Source organism: Micromonospora pallida (assembly GCF_900090325.1).
Classification (GTDB): domain Bacteria; phylum Actinomycetota; class Actinomycetes; order Mycobacteriales; family Micromonosporaceae; genus Micromonospora; species Micromonospora pallida.
Genome location: NZ_FMHW01000002.1, coordinates 6,402,930 through 6,417,520 on the forward strand (window position 1 = coordinate 6,402,930; position 14,591 = coordinate 6,417,520).

Annotated in this window: 11 protein-coding genes and 3 pseudogenes; 6 read left to right on the plus strand and 8 right to left on the minus strand. The window is 73.2% G+C overall.

Annotated features, from left to right (window positions below; all coding sequences use genetic code 11):
- Positions 1 to 4 precede the first annotated feature (4 nt).
- The 7 genes and pseudogenes from GA0074692_RS27080 to GA0074692_RS27110 all read right to left on the minus strand — a co-directional run bounded on the left by GA0074692_RS27080 (position 5) and on the right by GA0074692_RS27110 (position 7,692).
- Positions 5 to 1,605 (minus strand): annotated as a pseudogene (locus GA0074692_RS27080) (acyl-CoA carboxylase subunit beta).
- Complete coding sequence (locus GA0074692_RS27085) at positions 1,602 to 2,759, minus strand: acyl-CoA dehydrogenase family protein (RefSeq protein WP_091649134.1); 1,158 nt, start codon at positions 2,757 to 2,759, stop codon at positions 1,602 to 1,604. Before GA0074692_RS27085 ends, GA0074692_RS27080 begins: the two are co-directional and overlap by 4 nt.
- A gap of 116 nt (positions 2,760 to 2,875) precedes the next feature.
- Positions 2,876 to 4,570 (minus strand): annotated as a pseudogene (locus tag GA0074692_RS27090) (acyclic terpene utilization AtuA family protein); the annotation flags it as partial.
- Complete coding sequence (locus GA0074692_RS27095) at positions 4,567 to 5,379, minus strand: TIGR03084 family metal-binding protein (RefSeq protein ID WP_091649140.1); 813 nt, start codon at positions 5,377 to 5,379, stop codon at positions 4,567 to 4,569. The pseudogene GA0074692_RS27090 and the gene GA0074692_RS27095, both read right to left, overlap by 4 nt.
- Positions 5,380 to 5,393: 14 nt before the next feature.
- Positions 5,394 to 5,939, minus strand: coding sequence for a TetR family transcriptional regulator (locus tag GA0074692_RS27100; protein ID WP_245730762.1), 546 nt, complete (start codon positions 5,937 to 5,939; stop codon positions 5,394 to 5,396).
- Between the two features lie 221 nt (positions 5,940 to 6,160).
- Entirely contained in the window at positions 6,161 to 6,910 is a 750-nt protein-coding gene (locus GA0074692_RS27105; protein WP_091649149.1) for a metallophosphoesterase family protein, read from the minus strand.
- A gap of 104 nt (positions 6,911 to 7,014) precedes the next feature.
- The gene (locus GA0074692_RS27110; RefSeq protein WP_088981720.1) at positions 7,015 to 7,692 is read right to left on the minus strand and encodes a Crp/Fnr family transcriptional regulator; all 678 of its coding nucleotides are present in this window, start codon (positions 7,690 to 7,692) and stop codon (positions 7,015 to 7,017) included.
- A 217-nt stretch (positions 7,693 to 7,909) separates the two neighbouring features.
- On the opposite strand from GA0074692_RS27110, the gene GA0074692_RS27115 reads away from it, so the two are divergent.
- The 6 genes and pseudogenes from GA0074692_RS27115 (at position 7,910) to GA0074692_RS27140 (ending at position 13,380) form a co-directional block, all read left to right on the plus strand.
- Positions 7,910 to 8,635 (plus strand): adenosylcobinamide amidohydrolase, encoded by a 726-nt coding sequence (locus GA0074692_RS27115; RefSeq protein WP_091649153.1) that lies wholly within the window; start codon positions 7,910 to 7,912, stop codon positions 8,633 to 8,635.
- A gap of 11 nt (positions 8,636 to 8,646) precedes the next feature.
- Positions 8,647 to 9,807: a CapA family protein gene (locus GA0074692_RS27120; RefSeq protein ID WP_091649156.1), complete on the plus strand. Its 1,161-nt coding sequence runs from the start codon at positions 8,647 to 8,649 to the stop codon at positions 9,805 to 9,807.
- A 41-nt stretch (positions 9,808 to 9,848) separates the two neighbouring features.
- Positions 9,849 to 10,625 (plus strand): annotated as a pseudogene (gene nth / locus GA0074692_RS27125) (endonuclease III); the annotation flags it as partial.
- A 92-nt stretch (positions 10,626 to 10,717) separates the two neighbouring features.
- Positions 10,718 to 11,449 (plus strand): TlpA family protein disulfide reductase, encoded by a 732-nt coding sequence (locus tag GA0074692_RS27130; protein ID WP_091649163.1) that lies wholly within the window; start codon positions 10,718 to 10,720, stop codon positions 11,447 to 11,449.
- The gene (locus GA0074692_RS27135) at positions 11,446 to 12,138 is read left to right on the plus strand and encodes an NUDIX hydrolase (protein ID WP_091649165.1); all 693 of its coding nucleotides are present in this window, start codon (positions 11,446 to 11,448) and stop codon (positions 12,136 to 12,138) included. The genes GA0074692_RS27130 and GA0074692_RS27135 overlap by 4 nt, the downstream gene beginning before the upstream one ends.
- 63 nt (positions 12,139 to 12,201) lie before the next feature.
- The gene (locus GA0074692_RS27140; RefSeq protein ID WP_091649168.1) at positions 12,202 to 13,380 is read left to right on the plus strand and encodes a MarP family serine protease; all 1,179 of its coding nucleotides are present in this window, start codon (positions 12,202 to 12,204) and stop codon (positions 13,378 to 13,380) included.
- 214 nt (positions 13,381 to 13,594) lie between these two features.
- Here the strand turns inward: GA0074692_RS27140 and GA0074692_RS27145 are convergent, their stop codons facing one another.
- Positions 13,595 to 14,539, minus strand: coding sequence for a hypothetical protein (locus GA0074692_RS27145; RefSeq protein WP_091649171.1), 945 nt, complete (start codon positions 14,537 to 14,539; stop codon positions 13,595 to 13,597).
- Between the last annotated feature and the right edge of the window lie 52 nt (positions 14,540 to 14,591).

Below are 14,591 nucleotides of genomic sequence, written 5' to 3' on the forward strand. Positions count from 1 at the left end.
GTGCTCACATCCGGAAGACGCCGAAGCCGTCCGCCCCGGCAATCGGTGCACTGTGGACGGCGGAGAGGCAGAGGCCGAGGACGGTACGGGTGTCCCGGGGGTCGATCACCCCATCGTCGTAGAGCCGACCGGAGAGGAACAGCGCCCCGGACTCCGACTCGATCTGCTGCTCGACCATCGTCCGCATCGCCGTGTCGGCGTCCTCGTCGTACTCCCGGCCCCGGGCGGCGGCGGCCTGACGGGCCACGATGGACAGCACCCCGGCCAGCTGCGCCGGCCCCATCACCGCCGACTTCGCGTTCGGCCAGGTGAACAGGAACCTCGGGTCGTACGCCCGGCCGCACATGCCGTAGTTCCCGGCCCCGTACGACGCGCCCAGGTTGACCGTCAGGTGCGGCACGGTCGAGTTCGACACCGCGTTGACCATCAGCGCGCCGTGCTTGATGATGCCGCGCTGCTCGTACTCGGTGCCGACCATGTAGCCGGTGGTGTTCTGGAGGAAGACCAGCGGGGTGTCGGTGGTGTTGGCGAGCTGGATGAACTGGGCCGCCTTCTGCGCCTCCTCGCTGAACAGCACGCCCCGCGCGTTGGCGAGGACGCCGACCGGGTACCCGTGCAGCTCGCCCCAACCGGTGACCAGCGCGGTGCCGTACGCCGGCTTGAACTCGTCGAAGTCGCTGTCGTCGAGGACCCGGGCCAGCACCTCGCGCGGGTCGAAGGGCACCTTCAGGTCGGCGCTGGCGATGCCGAGCAGCTCCTCCGGGTCGTACCGGGGCGGGGCCGGATCCAGGGCGCGGGGCGGCGGGCCGTGCTTGCGCCAGTTCAACCGGCGTACGCACCGCCGGGCCAGCCGGATGCCGTCCCGTTCGTCCTCGGCGAGGAAGTCGGCCAGCCCGGACCGGGTGGCGTGCATGGCTGCCCCGCCCAGCGACTCGTCGTCGGCGTCCTCACCGGTCGCCATCTTCACCAGCGGCGGACCGGCCAGGTACACCTGCGACCGGTCCCGGATCATGATCGTGTAGTCCGACATGCCCGGGATATACGCGCCGCCGGCGGTGGCGTTACCGAAGACCACGCTGACCGTGGGGATCTTCGCGGCGGAGAGCCGGGTCAGGTCCCGGAACACCCGGCCGCCCGGGATGAAGATCTCCGCCTGGGTGGGCAGATCCGCGCCGGCCGACTCGACCAGGTTCACCATCGGCAGCCGGTTGGCCAGGGCGATCTCCCCGGCCCGGCGGGTCTTCGCCAGCGACCAGGGGTTGACCGCGCCGCCGCGTACCGTCGGATCGTTGGCGAGGATCAGGCACTCCACCCCTCGACCACCCCGATGCCGGTCACCACGCTCGCCCCCACCGGGAAGTCCGTGCCGTAGCCGGCCACCGGCGACAGCTCCAGGAACGGGCTGTCCGGGTCGAGCAGCAGTTCGATCCGCTCCCGGGGCAGGAGGCGACCGCGCCGGTGGTGCCGGGTGACGTACTTCTCGCCGCCGCCCGCGCGAGCCACGTCCAACGCCTCCGCCAGCTCGGCCAGCCGCTCCAGCAGGGCCGTCCGGTTCGTCGCGAAGGCTGCCGAGGCCGGGTCGATCGCACTGCTCAACGTGGTCACAGCCCCATGCCCTTCGCGATGATCTCGTTCATGATCTCGGTGGTGCCGCCGCCGATGCCGAGAAGCCGGGAGTCCCGGTAGTGCCGCTCCACCTCGGCGTCGCGCAGGTAGCCGAAGCCGCCATGCAGTTGCAGGGCCTCGTCCACCACCCGGGAGCAGGCGGCCACCGCCACGTTCTTCGCCATCGCCACCTCGGTCACCACCGGCTCGCCCGCCGCGACCCGGGCCGCCACCTCGTGCACGTACGCCCGCGCGGACTCGGCGGCGGTGTGCATCCCGGCCAGCCTGTGCCGGACGAGCTGCCGATCCACCAGCGGACGGCCGAAGGTCGACCGGTCCCGGCACCAGCGCACGGCCAGCTCGACGCAGCGCTGCGCGGTCGCGTACGCGCTGGTGGCCAGGGTGAGCCGCTCGGTGGCGAAGTGCTGCATGATCGCCAGGAAGCCGGTGTCCTCCGTGCCGATCCGGTTCGCCACCGGCACCCGCACGTCGACGAAGGAGAGTTCGGCGGTGTCCGAGCAGTGCCAGCCGAGCTTCTCCAGGGGACGGCCCACCGTGAAGCCCGGGGTGCCCTTGTCGATCACCAGCAGGGTGAGCGGGCCCCTACCCAGCCGGCCGGTGCAGACCGCCGTGGTGACGAAGTCGGCCCGGACCCCACTGGTGATGTAGGTCTTCGCGCCGTTCACCACGTAGTGGTCGCCGTCGCGGCGGGCGTGCGTGCGGATCGCGGCGACGTCCGAGCCGCCCTCCGGTTCAGTGATCGCCAACGCGCCGATCATCGTCCCGGCCAGGGTCGGGCGGACGTACCGCTCGACGAGATCGGCCGGCCCGGGCGAGTCCGAGCCGGCCGCGGCGACCATATGCGGCAACGCGATGCCGTGCGTGAAGAGGGCGGCGACCAGCCCGGACGAGCCGCCGGCCCGGATGATCTCCTCGGTGACGACGATCGAGTCGAGCAGGTCGCCGCCGCTGCCGCCGACCCGTTCGGGAAAGCCGATGCCGAGCAGCCCCACCCGCGCCGCCGCCTCGTGCAGCGCGCGTGGAACGCTGCCGGCCCGCTCCCAGTCGGCCAGGTGCGGGAGCACCTCCCGGGTCACGAAGGCCCGGGTGAGTTCCCGCAACTGTCGCCGCTCCGGGGTGTCCACGATGGTCACCTCGGCAGCCGGTCGACGGCAGGGCTGACCGGGGCGGCGGCTCCGGCCGGCTCGGTGGCATCCCCGGCAGGGGCGACGGCGGCTCCGGCCGGCTCGGTGGCGCCCGTGGCTGGGGCCAGGTCGACGGGCAGGTCGACCAGGCGGGACCGGAGCAGTTCGCCGAGCGCCTTGGCCTGTGGGTCGAACCGGGTCGAGCCGGCCACGCCCGGCCCGAGCAGCCCCCGGAGCACGAAGTTCAGCGCCCGCAGGTTCGGCAGCTCGTACCGCTCGACGGTCCGCCCGGCGGTTTCCGGCAGCAGCTCGGCCAGCCGTTCGACGGTGAGCCAGCCGCGCAGCCAGTCGTACGCGGCGGCACCGCGCGCCCAGACGCCGAGGTTCGCGTCGCCGCCCTTGTCGCCGGAGCGGGCCCCGACCAACTCGCCGAGCGCCCCGCGCCGTACCGGACCGGTACGGACGGCGGCCGGGTTGACCGGGCGCGGCGCGGGTGCTGCTGGTGCCGTACCTCGGCCTGGACGGTGCGGGCTGTCCGGGTCGACGGTGACGGTCGGCGGCGGGATCGGCACCCGTACGCCGGACGGGAGGACGGCGACCTGCGCCACCTCGTCCTGCCGAGCGCTCTCGACGGTGAAGACCCCGTACGGGGCGGCGTCGCCGGGGAGGGTGGTCAGCGTGCAGCCCGGATAGGAGGCGAGGGCCAACTCCACCGCAGCCGACGAGAAGGCCCGCCCGGCTCGCGCCCGGTCGGTGTCCCGCAGATGGACGTGGAGCAGCGCGCTCGCCGTCTCGGTGTCGGTCGCGTCCACGTGGTCGGTCCGGGCCAGTGTGAACTCCAGTCCCTTCGGGCCCACCGCCGCCTCGACCTGCTCCCGGACCAGCGCCGCCTTCGCCGGGATGTCCAGCCCACAGAGAACGAAGGTCATCGAGTTCCGGAAGCCGGCGAGGTTGGTCACGCCCACCTTCAGCGTCCCCGGCGGCGGGGCGCCCCGCACGCCGGAGACCCGGACCCGGTCCGGGCCATCCGGCCGCAGCGTCACCGTGTCCAGTCGGGTCACCACGTCCGGCCCCAGGTACGCCGGCCCGTCCACCTCGTACAGAAGCTGAGCGGTGACGGTCTCCACGGTGACCGCCCCGCCCGTGCCCGGGTGCTTGGTGATCACCGAGGAGCCGTCCGGGTGCACCTCGGCGACGGGAAACCCGGGGCGGCGGCCCCCGTCGGGCAACTCGGTGAAGAAGCTGAAGTTGCCGCCGGTCACCTGCGCCCCGCACTCGATCAGGTGCCCGGCCACGGTGGCCCCGGCGAGCGCGTCCAGGTCGTCGCGGCCCCAGCCGAAGTGGGCGATCGCCGGGCCGACCAGCAACGAGGCGTCGGTGACCCGGCCGGTGACCACCACGTCCGCCCCGCCCTCCAGGCAGGCGGCGATGCCGAACGCGCCGAGGTAGGCGTTCGCGGTGAGCGCGTCCGGCCGGTGCAGGGCGTCGCCCTCGACGTACCCGACCCGGACGGCGAGGCCGAGCCGGTCGGCGAGTGTGCGGATCGCGTCGGCCAGCCCGGCCGGGTTCAGGCCCCCGGCGTTGGTGACGATCCGGACGCCCCGCTCCCGCGCGGTGCCGAGGGTGTCCTCCAGTTGCCGCAGGAACGTCTTCGCGTAGCCGAGGGTGGGGTCGCGCAGCCGGTCCCGGCCGAGGATCAGCATGGTCAGCTCGGCGAGGTAGTCGCCGGTGAGTACGTCCAGCTCACCGCCTTCGAGCATCTCCCGCCAGGCGGTGGACCGGTCGCCGTAGAAGCCGGAGGCGTTGCCGACCCGGATCATGCGCCCGCCTCCCCGGCCCCGACCGGCTGCGCCCCGCCGGGCACCCGGCCGACGCCGGGTGGCCCGGCGAACGCCTGGGCGACGTCGAGCCACTCGTCGGCGACCGGGCCGGTCGCGGCCAGCGCCAGGTCGGCCCGGTGCCGACGCTGGGTGACCAGCATGCAGAAGTCCAGCGCCGGGCCGGTTACCCGGTCGGTTGCCGTCGCCGGCCCGTGGTTCCAGGTGGAGCCGTCCGGAGCGGTCAGCTCGACCCGGACCGGTGTGGTCGGCACCGCGCGGCCGTGCGCGGCGAAGCCGTGCCCGAGGGTCCGGAAGCCGAGGTGCGCGATGTGCCGGAGCCGGTTGGTGGGGGTGCGGGTGACGCCGAGGGCGTCGGCCACGTCCTGGCCGTGCGCCCAGGTCTCCATGAGCCGGGCGGTGGCCATCGAGGCGGCCGACATCGACGTGCCGACCCAGGGCAGCTGCCCGCCCTCGGGGACGGCCGCGAGGGCGGTGGTCAGCGCCTCCCGGCCGGTCCGCCACCGGGCCAGCAGGTCGGCGGGTGGGGTGAGGAACTCCTCGACACCCTGGTCGACCAGGCGGGGCACGTCCGGCGCGGCGGCGACCGCGGCGTGGAACGCCGCCGGGTCGGTGGTGGCCAGCAGGGCGACGTGGTCGGTCCAGGCGAGGTGGGCGATCTGATGGCCGATCGTCCAGCCGGGGGCCGGGGTGGGACGGGCCCAGGTGACCTCGGGCAGCGGGGCGACCAGGGCGTCGAGCTGGGCCGACTCGGCGGCGAGATCGGCGAGCAGGTCGGGAAGGGCGACCATGGTGCCTCCGGAGGTCAGGGCGCGAGCAGGGTGGCGAGCTGGCGTTTCCAGGCGTTCAGCAAGGCGGTGCGGCGGGTCGAGTCGTCGGTGAGCAGGTTGGCCACCCCGAGCCCGCGGAGCAGGTCGAGGGTGGCCTGCACCGCCTCACGGACCCCGGGACGCCGTTCGTCGGCGTCGAGCACCGCGACGGTGAGCCGGTGCATCTCCCGGCCGACCCGAGCCTCCAGCGGCACCAGGGCCGCGCGTAGCTCCGGGTCGGTGCGGGCCGCCACCCACAGTTCGAGGGCGGCGACGAAGAGCGGCCCGGTGAAGGCGGCGGCGAGCATGTCGATCACCCGGTCGAGCCGTTGGGGACCGGCCGGCAGCGCCTCGGCCTCGGCACGCAGTTCCGCCGCGCGCCGTTCGGCCAGGTGGACCACGGCTGCGGTGACCAGCGCCGCCCGGGTGGGGTAGTGGTGCAGTTGCGCGCCCCGGGAGACCCCGGCGCGGGTGGCGACGACCGTGGTGGTGGTGCCGGACCAGCCGTGCTCGATCAGGCAGTCGACGGTCGCCTCCAGCAGCCGGGTACGGGTGGCGCGACTGCGCTCCTGCTGCGGAACCCGGCCCGGCTGCGGGACGCCGCCGGACTGTGGGGCGCGGCGCTGCTGCGGGTCGCGGTCCGGGTCCACGGCGTCACTCGGCGGGGCGGGCACCCCGCCAGCGTGCCGCCGGAGAAACAAACAGTCAAGACTGACTTTTTCTGGTGGGTCAGCCTCGCCGGAGCAGATCGGGGTGGTGCGCGTCAGCGGCCGTCGCGTGGGCCGAAGACGGTCAGCGCCTCGGCGTCGTCGTGCCGGGAGCGCACGTACTCGTCGGCCCAGGCGGCAGCACCCGGATACCCCGACTCGGCGGCGACGCGGGCACAGGCCGCGTCCAGGTCGAACCTGCTGCGGCGCAGTTGCACACCCGGCCCGAGCAGCGCCCAGTGCGCCCCCGCCCCGCCGTACGGCATGCCGACGCTGCCCGGGTTGACCACCAGACGGCGGTGGGCGAGCCGGACGAACGGCAGATGGGTGTGACCGCAGACCACCGTGCCGACCTCGGTCGGCAGCGTGGCGAACACCTCGGCCCACCGGTCGAGCCGGGAGTCGACCAGCACGACCTCCTCGTCGTCGCGCGGGGTGGCGTGGCAGAACAGCACCTCACCCAGTCCGGCGACGGGCAGCGTCACGCTGAGCGGCAGCGCGGCCAGCCGGGCCACCTGGTCGTCACGGAGCTGACTGGCGGCCCAGGGCGTCACCTCGTCCAGGACCGGGAACTCCCGGCCGGCGCGCAGCCAGACCAGCTCGCGGTCGGCGTTGCCGCCCACCCAGACGGCCCGGTCACCGAGAGATGCCAGCAGGTCCAGCACCTCGACCGGTTGAGGTCCGGCGGCGATGTCCCCGGTGAGCACGACCAGGTCGGCCGCGACGACATCCGGTTCGGCCAGCACGGCCTCCAACGCGGGCAGGACGCCGTGGATGTCGGAAAGGACGGCGACGCGTTCCAGCATCGCACCACGATGGCAGCCGGGGACCGACCCGGTCGACGGTTTCTGCGCCGGGCAGAAAACGGGAGGGCCACCCCAGGGGTGGCCCTCCCGTCACGCGGTCAGGGTCAGACCCGTGCCCGGCGGGCGAGCCGCTCCGGGTCGAGGATGATGATGCTCTTGCCGTCCAGCCGCAGCCAGCCCCGGGACGCGAAGTCGGCCAGCGCCTTGTTGACCGTCTCCCGGGACGCGCCGACGAGCTGCGCGATCTCCTCCTGGGTCAGGTCGTGGGTCACCCGCAGCACGCCGCCGTCCCGGGTGCCGAACCGGCCGGCCATCTGGAGCAGGTTTTTGGCGACCCGTCCGGGCACGTCGGTGAAGATCAGGTCGGCCAGCGAGTCGTTCGTCCGCCGGAGCCGGCGGGCCAGCACCCGCAGCAGCTGCTCGGCGATCTCGGGCCGGTTGTTCAGCCACGGCCGCAGCGCCTGCTTGCGCAGCCGGACCAGCCGGGTGTCGGTGACCGCGGTGGCGGTGGCCGTCCGGGGACCCGGGTCGAAGAGCGACAACTCGCCGACCATGTCCGACGGGCCCATCACCGCGATGAGGTTCTGCCGGCCGTCCGCTGCCCGCCGTCCCACCTTGATCTTGCCGGAAAGCAGGATGTAAAGGCTGTCGCCGGGCTCGCCTTCGTTGAAGACCACCTCGCCCTTGCGGACCTCGAGCGTCTCCATCTCCTTGGCGAGCGCTTCGGCCGCCTCCGGGTCGACGCCCTGGAAGATTCCACTACGGGCCAGTACCTCGTCCATCGCGCACCTCCGCCTGTGTGTGCCGTTCGTCGGCTGGGTCCGCCGTCCGCTGATCCCGCGCGCGACGCCAGTCTAGGCGCACGTGAGCGGTAATCAGAGGTCACCCCTGGAACGTGATCTTTGGGCGTAACGAAACCGACCTGATCAGAGGCTATGATCCACCGCCGGTGACCGTCCGGGGAGCGTTCCGCCGGGTGCCGGCCGTAGGGTCACCGGCGTGCTGAGCGAGCCCATTCTGACCACCCGGACCGAGGACGGCCGGGACGTCCCGGTGCTGTACTGGCGCGCCGCCCGCCCGCTGTACGCGGTCAGCTCCGCGCCGCTCGGCGGCGGGATCGGGGTACGCCGGTGGGTGGTCAACGCGACCGTGCCGATGTCGTACCACCGGGACGACCCGGCCGACCACCTCGCCGGGCTGGCCGACCAGCTCGGCCTCGACGGGCCCGGCGTCGGCCTGCTGACCGGGGTCGACGTCGCCGAGGTGGTCAGCCGCGCCGACAGCGGGGTACGGGTCTGGGCGACGGTCGGACTGGGCACCCCGGTCCAGGCCGCCGCCCCGGCGACCCCGGCCGTCGTGGAGCCGGTCGGGACGGTCAACATCGTGGCCCTGGTGCCCGTCCGGCTCGGCGACGCGGCGCTGGTCAACGCCGTGGCCACGGCCACCGAGGCGAAGACCCAGGCGATCGTCGAACTGGGGTTGCCGGCCACCGGTACGCCGACCGACGCGGTGACCGTGCTCTGCCCGGCGGACGGCCCGGTCGACCCGTACGGCGGACCCCGCTCCCGCTGGGGTGCCCCGCTGGCCCGCGCGGTGCACGCGGCCGTGTTGGCCGGCGGCGCCCACGAGGTGGTGCCGTGGTCGGACCGACCGCGCCCGGAAGTCTCCCCCGGATCGGTGCATTTCAACCGATCGGCCATCCCCGGGAGCCCCGCCGACCGGTAGGGTCGCGGTCGATGTACGCCGCAGCCTCCCGTCACGCCCGTCGCCGCTCCCGCCGCCCGGTGGCCGCGTTGGGCATGCTCCTCGCCCTGCTGGTCGTCGCCGGATGCGGTCCGGATGCGGAGACCCCCGCCTGGCAACCCGCCGACCCGTCGACCGCATCGCCCGACCCGGCGGGCTCGAGCGCGCCCCCGGCGGAGGAGGAGAAGGTCATCTCGCTCTCCGCCACCGGGGACATCATCATCGGCAACGCGCCGAACCGGCTGCCCCCGAACGGGGGCAAGGGCTTCTTCGACAGCGTCAAGACCGCGCTCGAGGCCGACCTGGTGATGGGCAACCTGGAGGAGCCGCTGACCGTCGACACCGGGACCGGCAAGTGCGGGGCGAACTCCACCCGCTGCTTCCAGTTCCGGGCCCCGCCGGAGTACGCCGCCCACCTCAAGGATGCCGGGTTCGAGCTGCTCAACCAGGCGAACAACCACGGGTACGACTACGGCCCGGCCGGCTACAAGAACACCCAGAAGGCGCTGGAGGAGTACGGCCTGAAGCACACCGGCGCGCCCGACCAGATCACCGTGGTCGACGTCGAGGGCGTCAAGGTGGCGGTCGCCGGCTTCTCGTCGTACGTCTGGTCCAACAGCCTGGTCGACATCGACGCCGCCGAGCAGGTGATCGAGAAGGCCGCGACCATGGCGGACCTGGTGGTCGTACAGGTGCACATGGGCGGCGAGGGGTCGGAGAAGACCCGGGTGAAGCCCGGCACGGAGATGTTCCTCGGTGAGAACCGGGGCGACCCGGTCAAGTTCTCCAAGGCGATGATCGACGCTGGCGCGGACCTGATCGTCGGGCACGGCCCGCACGTGCTGCGGGGCATGGAGTTCTACCAGGGCCGCCTGATCGCCTACAGCCTCGGCAACTTCGCTGGGGGCGGCAACTCGCTGAGCAACAACGGCCGGCTGGGCTGGGGTGGCGTGCTCAAGGTGTCGCTGAAGGCGGACGGCACCTTCGTCGAGGGCTCGTTCGCCTCGACGTACATGAACGGCATCGGCAAGCCGGTCCCGGACCCGGACGACCGGGGCCTCGGCCTGCTCAAGACGCTCACCGGCCAGGACTTCCCGAAGACCGGGGCCACGTTCGCCGCCGACGGGACGATCTCCGCGCCGGACGCCGGGTAGGCAGGACCGGTCTGTCCGCCCGGCGACGTAGGCTGGCCGGCGTGACCACCAGCTCTCCCAGCGTGGCGGAGACCGACCTGGGCCGTAAGCGGCGGGCCCGGCGGATCGGCCGCCTGCTCACCGACACCCACCCCGACGCGCACTGCGAACTCGACCATGGCAACGCGCTGGAACTCGCCGTCGCCACGATCCTCTCCGCCCAGTGCACGGACAAGCGGGTCAACGAGGTCACTCCGAAGCTCTTCGCCCGGTACCCGACCGCTGCGGACTACGCCGCCGCCGACCGGGCCGAACTGGAGGAGCTGATCCGGCCGACCGGCTTCTACCGGAACAAGACCGACTCGCTGATCAGGCTGGGGCAGGCCCTCGTCGAGCGGCACGGCGGCCAGGTGCCCGGAAAGCTGGTCGACCTGGTGCCCCTGCCCGGGATCGGCCGCAAGACCGCCAACGTCATCCTCGGCAACGCCTTCGGCGTCCCGGGGATCACCGTCGACACGCACTTCCAACGGCTGGTGCACCGCTGGCGGCTGACCGCCGAGACCGACCCGGTCAAGATCGAGCACGCGATCGGGGCGCTCTTCGAGAAGCGCGACTGGACCATGCTGTCGCACCGGGTGATCTTCCACGGGCGGCGGGTCTGTCACGCCCGCAAGCCCGCCTGCGGCGCCTGCACGCTGACGAAGCTCTGCCCGTCGTACGGGACCGGGCCGACCGAGCCGGCCGCCGCGGCGAAGCTGCTCAAGGGCCCCCGAGTCCGGGACTTGGCGGTCGCCGCCGGGGTCGATCCTGAGCTGGTCCCCGCCCAGGCCGTCGCCGCCGGGGTGGACCCCGATCCGGTTCCCGCCCAGGTCGTCGCCGCCGGGTCCGATCCCGAGCCGGTTCCTGCCCAGGTCGTCGCCGTGGAGGTGCCGTGAACCGACGGGTGGCTGCGGCTCTCCTCGCCCCGCTGCTGGCACTGACCGGCTGCACCACCGGGGAGACCGACCAGACCAGCGCGTCACCGGCCGCGACCGGGGACTCGCCCTTCGCCGACTGCGCCACGCTGACCGCACCCCCCTCGGCTCCGCCAGCCGGTTCGTCGCCCGCACCGTCCGGTCCGGCCGCCGGTCCGTCGAGCCCGGCCGCCGTGCCTGGCACCTCGTCGGACCCGGCCGCCGCGCTCGTGCCGTCGTCGGGCCGGGCCGCCGGGTCGTCGCCCGCCGCCTCGTCCGGGGCGGGCCGGGAACTGCCCGACCTGAGCTTCGTCTGCCTCACCGGGGGCACCGAGGTCTCCCTGAAAGCGGTACGCGGACCAGCGGTGATCAACCTCTGGGCCTCCTGGTGCGGGCCCTGCCGCAAGGAACTCCCCGCGTTCCAGCGTCTGCATGAGCGGGCGGCCGGGCAGGTGCACGTGATCGGGGTGAACACCTCCGACGACCGGTCCCGGGCGATCTCGATCGGTGAGGACTTCGGCGTCACCTTCCCCACGCTGGTCGACACCGACCAGCAGTTGCAGCGGGCACTGCCGCCGATCGCCATGCCGAAGACCATCCTGGTCGACGCGCAGGGCCGGATCCGACACCAGGACGTCTCCGGCGCGCTCGACGACGCCCGCCTCGCCGACCTCGTCCGCCGGCACCTCGACCTGGACCTACCCGCATGACCCGTCCGCTCCCCGGGTGGATGGACCCGCTGCTCGCGCGGCTCGGCACGGCGCGCTCCGAGGACTTCACCCCGCTGCACACCCCGACCAGCGGTGGCCGGCAGAGCGCGGTGCTGGTGCTGCTCGCCGAGGAACCGGACGTCGGGCCGGACGTCCTCGTCCTGCAACGGGCCGCCACCCTGCGCAACCATGCCGGTCAGCCGGCCTTCCCCGGCGGGGCCGCCGACCCGGACGACGCCGACGCCACCGCGACCGCGTTGCGCGAGGCGAACGAGGAGGTCGACCTCGACCCGGACAGCGTCACCGTCCTGGCCGAGCTGCCGAAACTCTGGATCCCGGTCAGCGACTTCGTGGTCACCCCGGTCCTCGGCTGGTGGCACCGGCCGCACCCGGTGCACCCACGGGAGCCGGCCGAGGTCGCGCACGTCGCCCGACTGCCGGTCGCCGAGCTGGTCGACCCGGCGAACCGGATGCGGGTACGCCATCCGAGCGGCTGGACCGGGCCGGCCTTCTCCGCCCGGGGCATGCTGGTCTGGGGGTTCACCGCAGGCGTGCTCGCCACCCTCCTGGAGATGGGTGGCTGGGCCCGACCCTGGCCCCGGGACCGGGTGGTCGACCTGCCGCCGACGGCGGCCACCCCGGCACCGTCCGCCGGCACCGACTCCGCCGACGAGATGGCCGGCCGCTGACGGCGACGGTCCGCTTCCGCGACGATCGTCGCCGCCGCCAGGAGGTGCCCGTACGCTGGACGGGTGTCGGCCGTTGATCTCGTCCTGCTGCTGCTCATGCTCGTGTTCGCGATCAGCGGATATCGCCAGGGATTCGTCATCGGGGCGCTCTCCTTCACCGGCTTCTTCTTCGGGGCCCTGCTCGGTCTCCAGGTCGGTCCCCTGCTCGCGGACCGGCTCAGCGACAGCGCCGCCCGGGTGATCGTCGCGCTGACCGCGGTGTTCGGGCTGGCGGTGCTGGGCCAGACCCTTGCCGGCTGGCTCGGCTCGCACCTGCGGCACGCGATCACCAGCCGGATCGGCCGCCGCGCCGACGACATCGGGGGGGCGTTCGTCTCGCTCTTCGCGGTGATCATGGTGGCCTGGCTCGTCGCCGTCCCGCTCGGGTCGTCGTCCTTCCCCTGGCTGGCCGCCTCGGTACGGAACAGCGCACTGCTCACCGTGGTCGACCGGGTGATGCCGGACCAGGCCCAGCAGCTCTCCACCGCGCTGCGGGACACCGTCGACACCAACGGCTTCCCGGACGTCTTCGGCGATCTGGCCCCCACGCGGGCGCGGCAGGTCTCGCCCCCGGACCCGGCGCTCGCCGGCTCCCAGGTGGTCGCCAACGGCCAGCGTTCGGTGGTCAAGGTGCTCGGCTCCGCGCCTAGCTGCGGTCGCCGGATCGAGGGCTCCGGCTTCATCTACGCCGATGACCGGGTGATGACCAACGCGCACGTGGTCGCCGGCACCCGCGACGTCTCGGTGGAACTGGGCGGCGACCGGTACGACGGCCGGGTCGTGGTCTATGACCCGGACCGGGACCTGGCCGTGCTCCACGTGCCGGACCTGCCCGGCCCGGCCCTGCGGTTCGCCGCCGACTCGGCGGGCAGCGGGGCGGACGCGATCGTGCTCGGCTTCCCACTTGACGGGCCGTACGACGCGCAGTCGGCCCGGATCCGGGACGTCGACCAGATCACCGGCCCGGACATCTACTCGTCGGGGGACGTCACCCGGGAGGTCTACACCATCCGCGCGCTGGTGCGCAGCGGCAACTCCGGCGGGCCACTGGTCGCGCCGAACGGACTGGTACTCGGGGTGATCTTCGCGGCGGCGGCGGACGACCCGAACACCGGGTTCGCGGTCACCGCCGAGGAGGCCCGGCCGGTGGCCCTGGCCGGTGCGGAGCGCACCCGCGCGGTCGGCACCGGCGACTGCACCTGAGCCGGTAACTGCCGCACCTGAGCGGCGGCCCGCGGGTACAGGAGGCCCTGCTCGACACCCACTCGCTCGGTGGCGGCGCTGGGCCGGTGGCGACCGCACCGAGCCGGCGACGGCTGTGCCGTCAGTGCAGAGCGGGGCAGGAGCAGGTGCTGCCCGGCCCGGGGAGAGGTGGTGTCCCACCCCTCCCCGGCTCCGGGTCGCGCACGGGTCGGGCTCAGCCCAGGAACTTGTCCAGGGCGGACTCGATGGCGCCGGTGTCCGGCGAGGCGTACGCCTTCATCGTGCTCTTGTTGTAGGTCACGAAGGACGGGCAGCGGACGGCCGGCGCGTTGATGGTGCCGCCGTCGCCGATCTTCTGCGCGGTCTTCGCGGCGTAGAAGGTGAGGGTGTACCGGGACGACACGTAGTCGATCGTGATGATCTTGTCCGAGCTGTCCTTGAGCTGGCACTTCTTACCGGCGCCCTCGCTGCCCTCCTGGTACTTCAGGCAGCCCACGACGCTGACGCTCTCGAACTCGTCGCTCTTGGCGTAGTACGACTTGCCGTAGCCGGCGGAGCGGAGCATCCAGTTGTCCGGCCGGTCCACGGAGTTGTAGAACGTGTACGCCTTGGAACCGGACGGGGTCGAGTAGTCCTTGGCGTTGAGGATCGGGCTGCCCTCGCAGACCGACTCGAAGTCGCTGGAGTACCGGGCGGTCACCGCGTTGTTGTTGTTCGGCCCGTCGTCCGGCGTCTGCTCGGTCGACGGGGCGGTGCTCGGGTCGGTGCCGCCGGGAGCCGAGGTGGTGGCCACCGGTGGCGGTTCCGGGTCGTCGTCACCGCTGGCGACGATCAGACCGACGCCGACCCCGCAGAGCGCCAGCAGCGCCACCGTCGCGGCGCCGACCCCGAGGCCGATCATCAGGCCCCGGCTCTTCTTCGCGGGCTGCACCGGTGTGGCGAACTGCGGCGGCGGGTATCCCGGCTGCTGCTGCGGGTAGCCGGGTTGCTGCTGGTAGCCGGGCTGACCGTACGCGAACGGATCCGGCTGTCCCGAGATCGGCTGGCCGGGCGGCGGTCCCCACGGCTGCCCGGAGACCGGCTGGCCCGGCGGCTGTCCCCAGGGCTGCCCGGCGTTCGGATCGGACGGTCCTCCGTACGGAGGGTGACTGTCGCTCATCTTTGGCCCTTATCGCTGTCGGCGGTGCGCTGGCACCCGAATCAATGTTCAC